We start from the raw sequence: 17,141 nt of genomic DNA on the forward strand, positions 1-17,141 counted from the left end.
GCGACCCCTCGGATGCGGCCGCCTTCCCGGCGCGAGGACCCGGTACCTTCGGGCGCACACTGGCGGCACGGGGAGCCCGGCGGCGGACCAACCCGACGGAAGAAGATCCCGAGGACCGCCCGACGGTGCATGGGCCGGGAAGACCGGCGGAGCCGGCAGGGCCGGGAAGATCCGACCGGGGGAGAACCGGAAGGATCCGACCGGAAGGATCCGACCGGAAGGATCCGGCCGGAAAGAGCCGGGAAGAGCCGGGAAGAGAAGAGCGGAGTCGGAGCGTGAGCATGAATGGGACCGAGGGAGCCGACCCGTTCGGGACCGCGCGGCTGCGACGCGGTGTGCTCGACGCCTGGGGCGCCGGCCCCGCACGGTTCCGCGAGGACGCCAACGCCGAGGAGGAACTCGCGCTCGGCGGCTACCGCGACCGGCTCGTCGTCGAACTGGCCCAGAACGCGGCCGACGCCGCCGCCCGCGCGGGCGTGCCCGGCCGGCTCCGCCTCACGCTGCACGCCGCGGGCCCGGACGCCCCCGCCGTGCTCGCCGCCGCCAACACCGGAGCCCCCCTCGACGCCACCGGCGTGGAATCGCTCTCCACCCTGCGTGCCTCCGCCAAGCGCGAGGGCCACGAGGGCGCCGTCGGCCGGTTCGGCGTCGGGTTCGCCGCCGTGCTCGCGGTGAGCGACGAGCCCGCCGTGATCGGCCGGCACGGCGGTGTCCGCTGGTCCCTGGCCGAGGCCCGCGACCTGGCCGCCCGCACCGCCACCGCCAGCCCCGGCCTCGGCGACGAACTGCGCCGCCGCGACGGCCACGTACCCCTCCTGCGGCTCCCGCTGCCCGCCGAGGGAACCCCGCCCGACGGCTACGACACCGTCGTCGTCCTCCCGCTGCGCGACGGCGGCGCCGAGGACCTCGTCGCCCGGCTGCTCGCCGCCGTCGACGACGCGCTGCTGCTCACCCTGCGCGGCCTCGACGAGATCGTGATCGAGACCCCGGACGCGGAACGGACGCTGCGCCGCACCCAGCGCGGCCCCTACACCCACGTCGAGGACTCCGCGCACGGCACGCACCGCTGGCGCACCGTCACCCACCACGGACCGGTCGAACCGGCCCTGCTCGCCGACCGCCCCCGCGAGGAACGGCTGCGCCCGCACTGGTCGGTCACCTGGGCCGTCCCGGTGGACGCCGAGGGCGCCCCGGTACGCCCCCGCACCGCCCCCGTCGTCCACGCGCCGACCCCCACCGACGAACCCCTCGGCATCCCCGCGCTGCTCATCGCCTCGCTGCCGCTCGACACCAACCGCCGACACCCCGCGCCCGGCCCGCTCACCGACTTCCTGGTGCAGCGCGCGGCCGACGCCTATGCCCAGCTGCTCGCCGACTGGCGACCGGTGTCGATCGACACCATCGACCTCGTGCCCGGACCGCTCGGCAAGGGCGAACTGGACGGAGCCCTGCGCGGCGCGATCAACCAGCGGCTGCCGCGCATCGCGTTCCTGGAGCCCGCCGCCCCGCGCGACACCGCCGCCGGAGCGGACACCACCGACCGCGCCGACCGGTGGGACACCTGGGACAGCACGGACGACGGCATCCGCGAGGCGTCCGCCGCCGCGCTGCGCCCCATCGAGGCCGAGGTCCTGGAAGGCGTCGGCGCCGAGACCGTACGCGTTCTCTCCGAGGTCCTGCCGTGCCTGCTGCCCGCCGGGCTGGAACGCCGCAGCGAACTGCGCACCCTCGGCATCGCCCGCGTGCCGCTGACCGAGGCGATCGACCGGCTCGCCGGCCTGGAACGCGAGCCCGGCTGGTGGCGGCGGCTCTACGACAGCCTCTCCGGCATCGACCCGGACCGCCTCTCGGGCCTGCCCGTCCCGCTGGCGGGAACGCGGGAGACGACCGGCACGCCCGAAGGACAGGAGGACGGAGCCCCGGCCGCGCCACGGACCACCATCGGCCCCCGCCAGGTCCTCCTCCCGCTCCCCGACGCGCTCACCGGCCCCGTCCTGGACCGGCTCGCCCGGCTCGGACTGAAGGTGGCCCACCCGGACGCCGCCCACCCGCTGCTGGAGAAGCTCGGCGCCCTGCCCGCCACCCCGCGCGCCGTGCTGACGACCCCGCAGGTGCGGGCCGCCGTGGCCGGATCGCTGGACGCCGGTGAGATCTGGGACGAGGACGCGCCGGGCGCCGACGAGCTCGCCGAAACCGTCCTCGCCCTCGTGCGCGATGCCGAACTGGCCCCCGGCGACGAACCCTGGCTCGGCGCGCTCGCCCTGACCGACGAGGACGGCGAACTCGCCCCCGCGGGCGAACTCGTGCTGCCGGGGAGCCCGTTCGCCGCGGTCATGCGGGAGGGCGAGCTCGCCCTCTGCGACGAGGAGCTGGCCGAGCGCTGGGGCGAACAGCCACTCACCGCCTGCGGGGTGCTCGCGACCTTCGCCCTGACACGGGCCACCGATGTCGTCCTGGACCCGGACGAACTGGAGCCCCGCGACGGCGACTTCGCCGAACCCGACGACCCCGGCCTGCTCGACGCCGTGGACGTGTGGTGCGAGGACGTCCTCGACCAGCTGCAACTGGATCTGCCGCCGCGCAGCGGTGACGATGAGGGGTGGTGGTCCGGCGACGGGCGCATCTCGGTGCCGCCGGTCGCCACCGAGATCGTCGCCGTCCGCGATCTGGACCTCGTCGACGACGACGCCTGGCCGCAGGCGCTCGCGATGCTCGCCCGCCCGCCGCTGCGCGACGCGCTGACCCAGCCGGTGCGGGTGCTGCTGCCCGACGGCACCACGCGGTCCGTCCGCCCGTACACCGCCTGGTGGCTGCGCGGCCATCCGGTGCTCGACGGCCGCCGTCCGGCCGGTCTGCGCGCCTCGTCCGGCGACCCCCTGCTGGCCGGGCTGTACGACTCCGCCGACGCGACCGGCTTCGACGACACACAGGTGCTGCGCGCCCTCGGGGTACGGACGTCCGTGGCCGCGCTCCTCGACGAGCCGGGCGGCGCCGCCGAACTCCTCGGCCGGCTCGCGGACGAGGACCGCACGGCCGACCCCGTGCAGTTGCACGCGCTGTACACGGCACTGGCCGATCTCGACCCCGAGCAGGTCACGCTCCCCGACGAGTTGCGGGCGGTCGTCGACGGCGAGATCCGGATCGTCGACGCGGCGGACGCCGTGATCGCGGACGCCCCCGACCTGCTGCCGCTGGCCACCGGGTTGCCGCTGCTCCCGGTCGCCCCGGCACGGGCGGCCGACCTGGCCGAACTGCTCCAGGTGCGGCGCCTGGGCGAGAGCGTCGAGGCCGAGGTGACCACGGACGGCCAGGAGCATCGCGTACCGGAGGCGGTACGGGCCCTGCTCGGCACCGGCACCCCGGACACATACATCGAGCACGCCGAACTGCGTGCGGGCGGTGTCGAACTGGACTGGCGCCGCACCCCCGACGGCACCGTGCACGCCGCCACGCTGGAGGGCGTCGCGGCGGGGCTGGCCTGGGCGGCGGGGCAGTGGCCGCGCCGCTTCGAGGTCGCGGCGCTGCTGGAGGACCCGTCCCGGACGGAGGAACTGGCCCGGGACCGCTGGTTCGACTGACCCGGCGCGGCCCGCGCGTACGGGCGGGCGCGGCGGTCGGCCGGCGCGCGGCCCGCGCGTACGGCCGGGTTCACCGCGGTACGGGTGGGCGGGCCGGGCGAAGACGCGCCCCGAGAGCCGGTCCGATTCCGCGCAGGGGCGGCCGGGCGCAGGCAGGGGCCGGATCCCGCTTGCGCACGGGCCGGTCCCGCGAGGGGCCGGGGCCGGCCGCGAATACAGCTGAACCCGGCGTACAGGAGCATTTCGCGGGGAATTTCTCTGTTTTCATACAACCCTTCACATCTCTCACAGGTCTGGTCTGTCGAGCTATCAGGCTCACAGACAAACGAGCCCCGCCCGGGACACACCACGTACCCGCGGGGCCCTTTCTCCACTGGGGAAGCACATGCGTATTCGTGCCACCGTGGCCGCCGTCTCCGGCGCCCTGGCCCTGTCCGCTCTGGCCGTCCCGGCCGCCCACGCAGGTGACACCGAGAACCTGCCGCACATCCCGACGTCGGGGGCCGAGATCTTCGGCATCGCCCCGCAGAGTGCGCCGAAGGCCGCCCGTGCAGCAGCCGCGGTCACGACGGAGCCCGTCATCTCCAAGGTCGTCGTCAACGGCGGCAAGGACATCGTCCTGGGCACCACCGCCTCCAAGACGTTCTCCGCCTCGGTCACCGCCTCGCACCCCTCCGGCATCTCCGACGCCTTCGTCGCCCTGTGGCACGGCAAGGACCTGTCCTCCCCCGACACCGTGGACGGGGCGGTCCTGCCGAAGGAGGAGGTGGCCAAGTGCACCAAGGTCAATGCCACGACCTCGACGTGCAAGCTGACCTTCACCATCAAGCCGGGCTACGACCTGTACAAGAACTCCCTGGCCGGTACCTGGAAGGTCGCCGTGGCCGTGCTCTCCGGTGACGAGGCCAGCGCCGCCGACAGCCCGTCCCACAGCAAGGTGCGCGTCCAGCGGGCGTCGAAGCTGACGGTCAACGCCGCTCCGGAGCCGGTGAAGAAGGGCAAGACCCTCACGATCACCGGCAAGCTCTCGCGGGCCAACTGGGAGACCTTCAAGTACCAGGGCTACACCGGCCAGCCGGTGAAGCTCCAGTTCCGCAAGAAGAACAGCAACACCTACACCACGCTCAAGACCATCAAGACCAACAGCACCGGCAACCTGAAGACCACGGCCAAGGCGTCGGTCGACGGCTACTGGCGCTACACCTTCGGCGGTACGTCCACCACCCCGGCCGTCAAGGCCGCGGGCGACTTCGTCGACGTGCGTTAGGCGTTAAACGACGTCCTGGTGCCCCGCCCGGCCGCTGGTCCCGGGCTGTTCCGCATCAGCACCACGGGCCGTGCCCGGGGGACGGTTTCCGTCCTCCCGGGCACGGCCCGTACGTGTTCCCGAGTGCGGCGGCGCCGCGCTACGCCGGGAAGCGGCGGCCGACCAGCCGCCAGGTGTACTCCAGGACGACGGCCGCCAGTACCGCGATGCCCACCGCCGTCCACGGCATCGTCGTCCCCACCAGCCTCAGCGCGAAGAACTCCTGGAGCCAGGGCACCGCCAGCACGATCAGGAACGCCAGCCCCATCGCCGCCACCAGGCAGATCCGCCACCAGGTGTACGGCCGGGCGATGATCGCCAGGACCCACATCGAGACCAGGAACAGGGTGAGCGTCGCCGCGCTCGTCTCCGCCTCCAGCGCACCCGCGCCGGTGTAGTGGTTCCGGGCGATCAGGTATGTCACGAAGGTCGAGACGGCGGCGATGACGCCCGACGGGATCGCGTACCGCATGACCCGGCGCACGAAGTGCGGATGGGCGCGTTCCTTGTTGGGGGCGAGGGCCAGGAAGAACGCCGGAACGCCGATGGTGAGCGTCGAGAGCAGGGTCAGGTGGCGCGGCAGGAACGGGTAGTCGACCTGGGAGCAGACCACCAGGATCGCCAGCAGCACCGAGTAGACGGTCTTGGTCAGGAACAGGGTGGCGACCCGGGTGATGTTGCCGATCACCCGGCGGCCCTCGGCGACCACGGACGGCAGCGTCGCGAAGCTGTTGTTCAGCAGCACGATCTGGGCGACGGCCCGGGTCGCCTCGGAGCCCGACCCCATGGACACGCCGATGTCGGCGTCCTTCAGCGCCAGCACGTCGTTGACGCCGTCGCCGGTCATCGCGACAGTGTGGCCGCGGGACTGGAGGGCCGCGACCATGTCCCGCTTCTGCTGCGGGGTGACTCGGCCGAAGACCGCGTTCTGCTCCATGGCCGTGGCCATGTCGTCCGGGTCGGTGGGCATCCGGCGCGCGTCCAGGGTGTTCTCGGCACCGGGCAGGCCCAGCTTCCCGGCGACCGCGCCCACGGAGACCGCGTTGTCGCCGGAGATGACCTTCGCGGCGACGTTCTGGTCCGCGAAGTACGCCAGCGTCTCCTCGGCGTCCGGCCGCAGCCGCTGCTCCAGCACGACCAGGGCGCTCGGCACCGCGCCGGCGGCGGCGTCCGAGCCCTGGAGCTCGCCCCGCGTCCTCGCGAGCAGCAGCACCCGCAGCCCCTGCTGGTTGAGCTGCTCGATCTCGTCGAGCGCCGGGTCCCGCTCGGGCAGCAGCACGTCGGGGGCGCCGAGCAGCCAGGTGGAGGTCCGGCCGTCGCCCTCGTCGAACGCGGCGCCGCTGTACTTGCGGGCCGAGGAGAACGGCAGCGTCTGCGTGCACCGCCACTCCTGGCCGTCCGGGTACGCGTCGACGATGGCCTGGAGGCTGGCATTGGGCCGCGGGTCGGAGCCGCCGAGGGCCCCCAGCACGCGATGGATGTACGCGTCCTGGGCGTCGCCCAGCAGCCGCACCTCGGTGATGTCCATGCCGCCCTCGGTGAGGGTGCCGGTCTTGTCCAGACAGACGACGTCGACGCGGGCCAGGCCCTCGATGGCGGGGAGCTCCTGCACCAGGCACTGCTTGCGGCCGAGCCGTACGACGCCGATCGCGAAGGCGACCGAGGTGAGCAGCACCAGCCCTTCCGGGATCATCGGGACGATGCCGCCGACGGTCCGGGCGATCGAGTCCTTGAGGTTGTTGTTCTGCGTGACGAGCTGGCTGACGACCAGCCCGATCGCGGTCGGCACCATCATCCAGGTGACGTACTTGAGGATGGTGGAGATGCCGGTGCGCAGCTCGGACTGGACGAGGGTGAAGCGGGACGCCTCCTCCGCGAGCTGTGCGGCGTACGCCTCGCGCCCGACTTTGGTCGCGGTGAACGAGCCGCCGCCCGCGACGACGAAGCTGCCGGACATCACGGTGTCGCCGTAGCGCTTCAGCACCGGATCGGCCTCGCCGGTGAGCAGCGACTCGTCGATCTCCAGCCCGTCGGCCTCGGCCACCGTGCCGTCCACCACGACCTTGTCGCCGGGGCTCAGCTCGACGAGATCGCCGAGGACGATCTCCGAGGTGGAGATCTCGGCCGAGATCCCGTCACGCCGCACCGTGGGTTTGGCCTCGCCGATGACCGCGAGACTGTCCAGGGTCTTCTTGGCGCGCCACTCCTGGATGATGCCGATGCCCGTGTTGGCGATGATCACGAAGCCGAAGAGGCTGTCCTGGATCGGCGCCACGAACAGCATGATCAGCCAGAGCACGCCGATGATCAGGTTGAACCGGGTGAAGACGTTGGCGCGGACGATCTCGCCGATGGACCGGGAGGAGCGTACGGGTACGTCGTTGACCTCGCCGCGGGCGATCCGCTCGGCCACCTCGGCCGCCGTCAGCCCGCGCGTGCTCACGGCCGGAGCCGGCGGGTCCACCGGGTGGACCGGGTCGAGCTCGGCCCCGGCGTCGATCATGGCCGAGCCGGGGCGGCCTTCGAAACCGGGAGCCTCGGGGATCTGCTCGCCGGAGGAATGGGGTACCCGCTGTGTCATGGTTCCGACGGTACGGGTGAGAGGCCCGATTCACCTACTAGGGATGTGAAGATCAGACCGGGGGAGGAGGGGAAGCGCTCCCCTGGTGGGAGAGGAGCCCCTAGGTGTTCTGCCCGCGGAGGGGGGGCGTGGGCGGGGCCCGGACCGGGGAGCACGCCGTCCCGTCGTCGGGCAGGACGGGGGATCCCGTCGTCGGTCCGAACGGGGAGATCACTCCTCCGGGCGAGGGGCTCACGCCGTCGCGTGGCCCGCGCCCTTCGGCTCCGGTGCGGACGGGCTCGTGGTGCCGGCGGTCTCGCCGGTCCCGGCCGCGGAGGCCGTCCGGGCGGCCTCGGCCCGCTTGATCGCCGCGTCGCGCTTGCGCACGTACCAGATGCCGATCACGCCGAGCCCCGCACCGGCCAGGCAGGTCCACAGCCACCACAGGTGCCCGTGGTCGTCGAACCAGCCGTAGAACGGGAGCTGGACGAGGAAGAGGGCGAACCAGAGGATCGTGCCGCCGGTGATGGTGGCGACGACGGGCCCCTCCAGGGGCTCGGGTGCCTCGTGCTTCGGTGTCCACTTCGCCATGACCTCAGTGTATGAGGCCCCCGCCACGCCGTTCCGGGGCCCATGGACCCTCCGCGCGTGCGGAGGGCCGCGGGGCGCGTCCGCAGGGCCGCGGGACACGCGTCAGAGGGACGCCTGGAGGCGCGCGGACCGCCGAAGGGGCAGGCGCCCCAACGGTCTACGCGCGGAGATAGCGATCTTCGCCCTATGTATTCATACTGAATCCGCTTACGGCTGACTCGAATTATTCGTGTGAAAGTCCAAAGGCGACCAATTTTAATCCCCCTACGTACGACTGAGGTCCTACATGTCCCCCTCGGCCACCGCTCCGGTCGATTCCGCGCAGCCATCGGCTCCCCAGCCGTCCGGCCGTCTGGACCGCTTCTTCAAGATCTCCGAGCGGGGGTCGTCGGTCGCCCGTGAAATCCGTGGCGGTTTCGCCACGTTCTTCGCGATGGCTTACATCATCGTGCTGAACCCGATCATTCTGGGCAGTGCGAAGGACATCAACGAGCACTACCTGAACCATGGGCAGCTGGTCACCGCGACCGTGCTGACGGCGGCGTTCTCCACCCTGCTCATGGGCATCATCGGCAATGTGCCGATCGCGCTCGCCGCCGGTCTCGGCGTCAACACCGTCGTCGCCCTCCAGCTCGCCCCCAGGATGACCTGGCCCGAGGCGATGGGCATGGTGGTCCTCGCGGGCTTCGTGGTGATGCTGCTGGTCGCGACGGGGCTGCGGGAACGCGTGATGCACGCCGTGCCCGGCTCGCTCCGCAAGGGCATCGCGATCGGCATCGGCCTCTTCATCCTGCTGATCGGCCTGGTCGACTCCGGTTTCGTCTCCCGCATCCCGGACAAGGCGAGTACCACCGTCCCGCTCCAGCTCGGCGGCGACGGCCACCTCAACGGCTGGCCCGTCCTCATCTTCGTCATCGGCACGCTGCTCACCATGGCGCTGCTCGTCCGCAAGGTGCCCGGCGCCATCCTGATCTCCATCGTCGCGATGACGGTCGTCGCGCTGATCGTCAACGCGATCGCGGGCCTTCCGGGCGAGGCGTGGGGACTGACCGTCCCGGAGTGGCCGGGCAACCCGGTCTCCACCCCGGACTTCGGGCTGCTCGGTGAGGTCGACCTGTTCGGCGGATTCCACAAGGTCGGCCTCCTCACCGGCGTCCTGTTCGTCTTCACCGTGCTGCTGTCCTGCTTCTTCGACGCGATGGGCACGATCCTCGGCGTCGGCGACGAGGCGAAGCTGACCGACGAGAACGGCAACTTCCCCGGCATCAACAAGGTCCTGTTCGTCGACGGCATCGCGGTCGCCGCGGGCGGCGCGAGCTCCTCGTCCGCCTCGACCTGCTTCGTGGAGTCCACCGCGGGCGTCGGCGAGGGCGCCCGTACCGGTTTCTCCAGCATCGTGACGGGGCTGCTGTTCACGGTGGCGCTGTTCCTGACGCCGCTGGCGACCATGGTGCCCTCGCAGGCGGCCACGCCGGCGCTGCTGGCGGTCGGTTTCCTGATCATCTCGAACTCGGTCCGGGACATCGACTGGGGCGATTACACGCTCGCCATTCCGGCCTTCATGGCCATGATGATGATGCCGCTCACCTACTCGATCACCAACGGCATCGGCATCGGCTTCATCACCTTCACCGTGCTCCGCGTGGCGGCCGGGCGCTGGCGGGAGGTGCCGGCGGCCATGTACGCGGTCTCGGCGGTCTTCGTCTTCTACTACGCGATGCCGGCCCTCGGCCTCACCTGAGTCCTCGGTCCGGCCCGAGCCCTCGGCCTCGTCCGGGCCGAGATCCGGGCCGAGGGACGGGAGCGGCCCCGGCGCCGGGCAACATGCCCGACGCCGGGGCCGCGGCGTGTGTCCGGTGGGGCCCCGGCCGGTGCGAGACCTCAGAGACTCCTCCGGAACACCCGAAATGCCGGGAATGCCGGGCACGCCGGGAACCCCCGGCGCGAGGCCCGGACCCCGGGGGTCATCCGGCGCGGGCCCCGGGGTCATGCGGCCCCGGGGCCCCGCGTGGTTCTCTCCGTTCCGACGCGCGCGGCGCCCCTGATCTCCGCGGTCCCGGTCACTCCTGTGGTCCGGGCGGTCCCCGCCACTCCCATGACCCCCTCCGCCCCGTAGAACTTCTCCGTCTCGTCGACGGCCGCCTTGAAACGCTCGTCGAAGTCATCGCGCACGAGCGTCCGGACGACGTAGTCCTGGACGCTCATTCCGCGTTTGGCGGCGTGCTGCCGGAGCCGGTCGAGCAGCTCACCGTCTATCCGCAGGCTGAGCACAGTCGATCCCATGGCAAGCAGGGTTACGGCCCGAGAAGCCGTTTCGCGTCACTTTCCGGATCCGACTCACTCGTTCGGGTGAGTGATTCAGTGATCCGGCGGCAGGGGTGTCACACGAATGGTCTTTAGGGTAGGTAATGAGTTACGCTAATAAACATGCCTGACCTGATCCACGACGGCGACAACGCGGCCGCCGTGAGCTCCCTCCGTTCCGCCGTGATGCTGCTCGGCCGACGCCTGAAGCACCAGCGCGTCGACGAGTCGCTGAGCCCCACCGAGATGTCGGTGCTCGGAACTCTGGCCCGTTGCGGCTCGGCCACCCCCGGTGAGCTGGCCCGCAAGGAGCACGTACAGCCCCCGTCGATGACCCGCATCGTCGCGCTGCTGGAGTCGAAGGGTCTGGTCAGACTGGAACCGCACCCCGACGACCGTCGCCAGAAGGTGGTCAGCCAGACCGAGCAGGCGGAGGCCATGCTCGAGGAGAGCCGCGCCAAGCGGAACGCCTGGCTGACCTCCCTCGCCGAGGGCCTGGACGAGGACGAGTGGGAGACGCTGCGCAAGGCGGCGCCCGTGCTGGAGAAGCTCGCCCACCTGTAGCGGGGCCGGCCGTGCCGGAGTCACGGCCCTGCCCGCCGCATCCCGTCAGTCAGCGAACCGTATACGCCCGAGGAGGCGAACCCCTTTGAGTACGGGATCCGGAGCAGACTCCGCCCCCGCACCGACTTCCACCCACGAGAGCAAGCGCGGCGGGACCTTCTCGTCGCTGAGAATCCGCAACTACCGCCTGTTCGCCACGGGCGCCGTGATCTCCAACACGGGTACCTGGATGTCCCGCATCACGCAGGACTGGCTCGTCCTGAGCCTCACCGGGTCCGCCGCCGCCGTCGGCATCACCACGGCCCTCCAGTTCCTCCCGATGCTCCTCTTCGGCCTGTACGGCGGCGTCATCGCCGACCGCATGCCGAAGCGGAAACTCCTGCTCATCAGCCAGGCGGCGCTCGGCCTGTGCGGCATCGTCCTCGCGGTGCTCACGCTCTCCGGGGTCGTCCAGGTGTGGCACGTCTACCTCATCGCGTTCCTGCTCGGCATGGTGACGGTCGTCGACAACCCGGCCCGCCAGTCGTTCGTGTCCGAGATGGTCGGCCCCGACCAGCTGCGCAACGCGGTCAGCCTCAACTCGGCGAACTTCCAGTCCGCCCGCCTCATCGGGCCCGCGGTCGCCGGTGTCCTGATCACCACCGTCGGCAGCGGCTGGGCCTTCATGCTCAACGGCCTGTCCTTCGCCGCCCCGCTCGTCGGTCTGCTGATGATGCGCCCGCACGAGCTGCACGAGCCGACCGTCGTGCCCCGCGCCAAGGGACAGCTGCGCGAGGGCCTGCGCTACGTCTCCGGCCGCCCCGAGCTGATCTGGCCGATCGTCCTGATCGGCTTCGTCGGCACATTCGGGTTCAACTTCCCGATCTGGCTCACCGCCTTCGCGGACGAGATCTTCCACGGCGGCGCCGGGATGTACTCGTTCTTCAACATCCTCATGGCGGCCGGCTCCCTCGTCGGCGCCCTGCTCGCCGCCCGCCGCGGCTCCTCCCGGCTGCGGATGCTGGTGGCCGCGGGCACCGCGTTCGGCCTGCTGGAGATCGTCGCGTCCCTGTCGCCGTACGTCTGGCTCTTCGCGCTCCTGCTGGTCCCGATCGGCATGATCGGCCTGACGACCAACATCAGCGCGAACACGAGCGTGCAGATGGCCTCCGACCCGGAGATGCGCGGCCGGGTGATGAGCCTCTACATGATGGTCTTCGCCGGTGGTACGCCGGTGGGCGCCCCCATCGTCGGCTGGATCAGCGACGCCTACGGGGTCCGCACGGCCATGGCGGCCGGCGGCGCGATCTCGCTCCTGGCGGCGATCGGGGTCGGCCTCATGCTGACCCGGGTCGGCGGCTTCCGCATCCGGGTCGACCTGCGCCCCGGCCGCCCGCACCTGCGGTTCGTCCCGCGCGAGAAGCTGGCCGCGGCGGCCTGAGCCTGAGCCGTACCGCGAGGCGCGCGGTACGGCTCCGTCCCTCACGGGTGTACGGCCCCGATCCGTGACTGCGGTCGGGGCCGCCGGGTGTGCGGGGCGCGTCAGGCATGGGGGAAGCCGCCGGTGCGGAGCACGAGCCCCACCGGCGCGTCGGTGGGGCCGATGTCCGCGCCACGGGGCGCGGGCAGTCGCGTAGGACAACGCGACCGGCACGGACGGCCGGGGCACGCCGGTACGGTGCGACACTCGGGCCATGAGCAGCCTCAGACTCTTCGTCGCCGTTCTGCCACCCGACGCAGCCGTCCGGGAACTGAGCCGCGCCGTCGCCCGGCTGCGGGCGCTCCCCGGCGCCGACCGCCTCCGCTGGACCGGGAGCGCCGGCTGGCACTTCACGCTCGCCTTCCTCGGGAACGTGGACGAGGAGGTGCTGCCCGAGCTCCACTCCCGCCTGGCCCGGGCCGCCCACCGCACCGAACCCTTCCCGCTGCGGCTCCACGGCGGCGGGCGGTTCGGCGGGCGGGCACTGTGGGTGGGCGCGGCGGGCGGGATCGACACCCTGCGGCTGCTGGCCGAACGCGCCGACGCCGCCGCGCGCCGGTCCGGCGTCCCGATGGACGAACACCGCCGCTACAGCGCGCACCTGACCCTCGCCCGCAGCCGGGGCGCCGACACCGACCTGCGCCCGTACGTGGCGGCCCTGGCGGATTTCGAAGGCACCCCGTGGGAGGTCGGCGAGGTCGCCCTGGTCCGCAGCAACCTGCCGGGCGGCGGGGCACCGGGCGAGCGGCCCCGGTACGAGGTGCACGCATCCTGGCCGCTGGGCCGCTGACGGCGGCGGTTACCCTCGGGGGGTGGACCCGAAGACCAGAAACCGCGTGATGGCGGCCGCGCTCGTGCTGATGTTCGTTGTCGTGGCCGTGGCGTCCGCCGTCGGTCAGTGACGCCCGTGGCCGCGCCCGTCGGCCGGTGGTCCGTACGGCCCGGCCCGCCCGTCGCGTACGCCCCGCCCGGCCTCGCGCGATGCCGTCCGGCGCGGACCGTACGGTACCGCCCCCGGCCCGGCCGTGCGGGACGGGGGCGGCGGTCGGCCTTCACCGGGCGCGCATCCGCGGTCGCCGCCGCGGCTACTTCAGGTAGACGAGCCCGTCGGTGGTGATCGCCGGCCGGCCCGAGGTGCCCACGACGACGATCTTGACGGTGTGCTTGGCACTGCCGGACCAGGTCTTCGTCCACAGCGCGTCGCGGTACTTGGTGGTGCTGGACTTCAGATCCACCGTGGACGTCTTCACACCGTCCACGTAGACGTGGACCTGGCCGGAGTTCGCGGCCCGGGAGACGACCAGGGCGGCCGAGCGGCCGGTGAACGTCCAGCTCAGCGAGGCGCCCTTGGACGAGCTGGAGTACGACTTGCCGCCGAGGTAGCTGGACGAGGACTTCGTCGTCCATGTCCCGGTCTTCGTCCCCGCGCTCTCCTGGAGGATGACCGGGGTGCCGGAGACCGACGCGGCGGCGGTGTTGCCCGCCTGGTCGTACGCGGTCATGGACCACTTCGTCGCGACCGCGGACTTGGCGGTGTGCGAGGCGCTGGCGGTCGTCGGCCCGTACGTCTTGGCGACCGGGGCGGTGAGCCGGACCTCCTTGAGCGCGGCGGCGTCCTGGGCCTTCCACTTGAGGGTGAGTGGCACGGCGGCGGTGTTCACGGTGCCGGTGCGCAGGGCCAGGTTCGGCTTGGTGGCGAAGGTGGGGGCGGTCTGGTCGGCGACCACGGTGACCGCGGCGGACGTGGTGACCTTGCCGGACTGGTGGGTCGCGCGGACCTGGACCGTGTGGGTGCCGACGGCCGGCGTCGCCGTGGCGGAGGTGGCGGTGCCCGCGGTGGTGGCCACGGACTTGCCGTCGACCAGCAGCTCGTACTTGGAGACGAACACGCTCGGGGTCGACGCCGACCAGCCGACGGTGACGGCGGACTTGGTGTAGTACGTCGTGCCCGAGAGGCCCGCGCCGGTCACGGACTTGACGGTCAACCCGGTGACGGGGCCCGCGGCGAGGGAGCGGATCGCGGGGAGCTGCCCGTACAGCTTGGTGCCGGGGCACTGGGTGTTGAAGCCGTCGCGGTGACCGGAGACGGTGTTGAACGTGTACGCCGTGCCGGAGGCGAACTTGGTACCCGCGAAGTTGCCGCCGGTCGCCCCGGCCGTCAGCTTGGTGGTGCCCGCCGGGTCGACCTTGTACTGCCCGAGCTTCCACGCGGCGACCCGGGCCACGGCCGTGGTGGCCGCGGTGGGCGCGGCGGAGTCCGTGTAGGTGCCGATGACGGCGATGCCGGCCGACTCCCGGTTGAAGCCGTAGGTGTGCGCGCCGAGGACCGGCCGGTCGACACCGCCCTTGCGGCCCTCGAAGACCTTGCCGCACTTGTCGACCACGAAGTTGTAGCCGAGGTCCTTCCAGCCGTTGGCCTTGACGTGGTACGCGTACAGGCCGCGCACGATCGCCGCAGAGTCGGCGCAGGTGTAGTTGTTCGTCTCGGCGGTGTGGTGGACGAAGACGGCCTTGACGTCGGTCAGGTACTCCGGCTCCTCCGGGCTCATCGACTCGTCGGCGCCCCAGCCGGAGCGCGAGACGATCGGCGGCTTCGGAACGGCCGACGGCGGGGCGGGCGGCAGCGTCGGCGCCGGCGGCGAACTCACCGGCGGCGAGGGGCTGGCGCTCGCGGTCGGGGTGGGCTCTCGGCCGGCCGGTGAGGAGGTGCCGGGCGACGGGGCGGTGGTCGGGGTGGCCTCACCGGACGGGTCCGGGCCGGCGCCGGGCACGGTCGGCTCGGGCGTGACCGGGTCGGACGGCTCGGCGGCCGGGGTGGCCGAGGGGTCCTCGGCCGAGGGCAGGTCGGCCGCGAAGGCGGCGGGCTGCGCGTTCAGCGTGCCCCGGCCGGGGTCCACGGTGTCCAGCCGCAGCCCCGCGGGCAGCTTCGCGGAGACCTTGCCGCCCGCGTTGATCCGCACTTCGACGCCGTCGGACGGGCCGACCCAGCGCGGTTCGGTGCCACCGCGCACACCGGACCGGCCGGTCTCCGCACGTCCCGTCACATCGGTTTCGAGAGGCATCCAGGACGTCCAGGTCCCGTCGGCGGCGGACCGGGTCCGCGCCTCCACGGTGCCGGTGACCCTCGCCGCCGGGTCGGTCCAGGTGACGCCCAGCATGCTGAAGGGCTCGGTGTCCCGCTTGCCGAGGGCGGCGGAGGTGCCGTCGTCGGCGACCTTCAGCACGGTGGCGTGCACCTCGGGCTCGGCCGCGCCGGACTTGGCGTCGGTGTCCACCGGGGAATCGTTCGTCACGCCCTCGAAGACCAGGACTCCCGCCACGGCGGAGGTGGCCAGGGCGGCCGTGAGCCAGATTCTCTTCTTCGATCTCAAGTCGTACCCCACGGTTGGTGTCGGACATGGACGCGTCAGCGTGGTGTCCGGCGACAGCACTGGCTTCATGACGAGACCAGTGGGGGGTACGCGTGCCGTCGCGTGCTGTCGCGCGCTTGTTGCGGGGACACAGCTTGCCATGCCGTTCCGGCGAACAGACCCCTGCCCCCGCCCCTGCCGCCCCCGGACACGATGAATTCCGCGTCCGTTCACCGCTCGGCGAACCGTTCCGAAGCGGTCGAAACCATTCGGTGAACCGTCTCTGGGTGATCAACTCCGCTCGGCGAACCGTCCGGAATGGTCGGTACCGCTCGGCGAGCGGGCCCCGGCCGGTCACCGCCGTCCGGCGGACCGTCCCCGGGCGCCCGGCCGCGCGACGATCAGTGCCGCCCGGCGAACCGGTCCAGCGCCGCCAGCACCGCCCGGCGCGTCGCCGCGCCGCCCAGATGGCCCGCACCGTCTATCACGGTGAGGTCCGCGTCGGGCCACGCCTTTGCCAGCTCCCACGCCGTGATGAGCGGCCCGCCCAGGTCGAACCGCCCGTGCACCAGCGCGCCAGGAATCCCCGTCAGCCGCCCCGCGTCCCGGATCAGCTGCCCCTCCTCCAGCCAGGCGCCGTGGGAGAAGTAGTGCGAGCAGATCCGCACCAGCGCCTGCTTCGCCCGACCGGGGCGCCCGCTGTACGGGGACGGCCCGGTGTACGACTCCAGCGAGAGCACGGCGTCCTCCCAGGCACACCAGTCGGCGGTCGCCTTCTCCCGCACACCGGGGTCGGGGCTCTCCATGCGCCGGGCGTACGCGGCGAGGACGTCGGGTGTCGCGTCCCCCTCGACCTCCGGCACCCCGGCCCGGAACAGGTCCCACGCCTCCGGGAAGATCCGTCCGGCGCCCCGGTACAGCCAGTCGATCTCGGAACGCCGGGTCGTCGTGACCGCCGGGATCACGATCTCGGAGACCCGCTCCGGGTGCCGCTCGGCGTACGCGAGGATCAGCGTCGACCCCCACGACCCGCCGTACAGCAGCCAGGAGCCGATCCCGAGATGGCGGCGCAGCCGCTCCATGTCGTCGACCAGCCGGGCGGTCGTGTTGTACCGCATGTCGGCGGCGGGGTCGCTCGCGTGCGGGGTGGAACGCCCACAGCCCCGCTGGTCGAAGAGGACGACGCGGTAGCGGTCCGGGTCGAAATACCGCCGGGCACCCTCGGAGCACCCCGAGCCGGGACCGCCGTGCACGACGACCGCGGGCTTGCCGCCCGGGTCGCCGCACACCTCCCAGTACACATGGTTGCCCTCCCCGACATCGAGCATCCCGTGCGCGTACGGTTCGATCGGCGGGTACATCCCGTCGGGTTCGCGGTCCATGGCGTCGTCGCTCCTCGGGTCGGCGGGCAAAGGCGGTCATCGTAGGG

At 72.2% G+C, this 17,141-nt stretch carries 11 protein-coding genes; 6 read left to right on the forward strand and 5 right to left on the reverse strand.

Translation table 11 applies throughout. The features are described from left to right. Positions 1-281 precede the first annotated feature (281 nt). Together ACIHCL_RS05600 and ACIHCL_RS05605 are read left to right on the forward strand one after the other, a co-directional pair. Complete coding sequence (locus tag ACIHCL_RS05600) at positions 282-3,578, forward strand: sacsin N-terminal ATP-binding-like domain-containing protein (RefSeq protein WP_399858013.1); 3,297 nt, start codon at positions 282-284, stop codon at positions 3,576-3,578. Between the two features lie 385 nt (positions 3,579-3,963). After that, a complete protein-coding gene (locus tag ACIHCL_RS05605; RefSeq protein ID WP_399857274.1) occupies positions 3,964-4,845 on the forward strand; it encodes a DUF5707 domain-containing protein in 882 nt (293 codons plus the stop codon). A gap of 139 nt (positions 4,846-4,984) precedes the next feature. Here the strand turns inward: ACIHCL_RS05605 and ACIHCL_RS05610 are convergent, their stop codons facing one another. Next, the gene (locus ACIHCL_RS05610; RefSeq protein ID WP_399857276.1) at positions 4,985-7,465 is read right to left on the reverse strand and encodes an HAD-IC family P-type ATPase; all 2,481 of its coding nucleotides are present in this window, start codon (positions 7,463-7,465) and stop codon (positions 4,985-4,987) included. Positions 7,466-7,696: 231 nt separating this feature from the next. After that, complete coding sequence (locus tag ACIHCL_RS05615; protein ID WP_399857278.1) at positions 7,697-8,035, reverse strand: DUF2530 domain-containing protein; 339 nt, start codon at positions 8,033-8,035, stop codon at positions 7,697-7,699. Between the two features lie 286 nt (positions 8,036-8,321). Here ACIHCL_RS05615 and ACIHCL_RS05620 point away from each other — a divergent pair, with 286 nt between their 5' ends. Next, the gene (locus ACIHCL_RS05620) at positions 8,322-9,776 is read left to right on the forward strand and encodes an NCS2 family permease (RefSeq protein ID WP_399857280.1); all 1,455 of its coding nucleotides are present in this window, start codon (positions 8,322-8,324) and stop codon (positions 9,774-9,776) included. 245 nt (positions 9,777-10,021) lie between these two features. On the opposite strand, the gene ACIHCL_RS05625 is transcribed toward ACIHCL_RS05620, so the two are convergent. Next, entirely contained in the window at positions 10,022-10,318 is a 297-nt protein-coding gene (locus tag ACIHCL_RS05625) for a hypothetical protein (protein WP_399857281.1), read from the reverse strand. 144 nt (positions 10,319-10,462) lie between these two features. Between ACIHCL_RS05625 and ACIHCL_RS05630 the strand changes: the two genes are divergently transcribed. The 3 genes from ACIHCL_RS05630 to thpR all read left to right on the forward strand — a co-directional run bounded on the left by ACIHCL_RS05630 (position 10,463) and on the right by thpR (position 13,152). Next, a complete protein-coding gene (locus tag ACIHCL_RS05630) occupies positions 10,463-10,903 on the forward strand; it encodes a MarR family winged helix-turn-helix transcriptional regulator (RefSeq protein WP_399857283.1) in 441 nt (146 codons plus the stop codon). A gap of 85 nt (positions 10,904-10,988) precedes the next feature. Next, on the forward strand, positions 10,989-12,323 hold the full coding sequence (locus tag ACIHCL_RS05635) for an MFS transporter (protein ID WP_399857285.1): 1,335 nt from the start codon (positions 10,989-10,991) through the stop codon (positions 12,321-12,323). A gap of 253 nt (positions 12,324-12,576) precedes the next feature. Beyond that, a complete protein-coding gene (thpR, locus tag ACIHCL_RS05640) occupies positions 12,577-13,152 on the forward strand; it encodes an RNA 2',3'-cyclic phosphodiesterase (protein WP_399857287.1) in 576 nt (191 codons plus the stop codon). A 295-nt stretch (positions 13,153-13,447) separates the two neighbouring features. On the opposite strand, the gene ACIHCL_RS05645 is transcribed toward thpR, so the two are convergent. Next, a complete protein-coding gene (locus tag ACIHCL_RS05645; protein WP_399857289.1) occupies positions 13,448-15,733 on the reverse strand; it encodes an N-acetylmuramoyl-L-alanine amidase in 2,286 nt (761 codons plus the stop codon). Positions 15,734-16,113: 380 nt separating this feature from the next. Next, complete coding sequence (gene pip, locus ACIHCL_RS05650) at positions 16,114-17,094, reverse strand: prolyl aminopeptidase (protein WP_399857290.1); 981 nt, start codon at positions 17,092-17,094, stop codon at positions 16,114-16,116. Positions 17,095-17,141 lie beyond the last annotated feature (47 nt).

It is taken from the genome of Streptomyces sp. NPDC052042, assembly GCF_044548345.1.
In the GTDB taxonomy this organism is placed as follows: domain Bacteria; phylum Actinomycetota; class Actinomycetes; order Streptomycetales; family Streptomycetaceae; genus Streptomyces.

Bases quoted from the DNA above. Each gene is read 5' to 3' on its own strand.
- ACIHCL_RS05600 (WP_399858013.1), top strand. From the start codon at position 282: ATGAATGGGACCGAGGGAGCCGACCCGTTCGGGACCGCGCGGCTGCGA.
- ACIHCL_RS05605 (WP_399857274.1), top strand. From the start codon at position 3,964: ATGCGTATTCGTGCCACCGTGGCCGCCGTCTCCGGCGCCCTGGCCCTG.
- ACIHCL_RS05610 (WP_399857276.1), bottom strand. From the start codon at position 7,465: ATGACACAGCGGGTACCCCATTCCTCCGGCGAGCAGATCCCCGAGGCT.
- ACIHCL_RS05615 (WP_399857278.1), bottom strand. From the start codon at position 8,035: ATGGCGAAGTGGACACCGAAGCACGAGGCACCCGAGCCCCTGGAGGGG.
- ACIHCL_RS05620 (WP_399857280.1), top strand. From the start codon at position 8,322: ATGTCCCCCTCGGCCACCGCTCCGGTCGATTCCGCGCAGCCATCGGCT.
- ACIHCL_RS05625 (WP_399857281.1), bottom strand. From the start codon at position 10,318: ATGGGATCGACTGTGCTCAGCCTGCGGATAGACGGTGAGCTGCTCGAC.
- ACIHCL_RS05630 (WP_399857283.1), top strand. From the start codon at position 10,463: ATGCCTGACCTGATCCACGACGGCGACAACGCGGCCGCCGTGAGCTCC.
- thpR (WP_399857287.1), top strand. From the start codon at position 12,577: ATGAGCAGCCTCAGACTCTTCGTCGCCGTTCTGCCACCCGACGCAGCC.
- pip (WP_399857290.1), bottom strand. From the start codon at position 17,094: ATGGACCGCGAACCCGACGGGATGTACCCGCCGATCGAACCGTACGCG.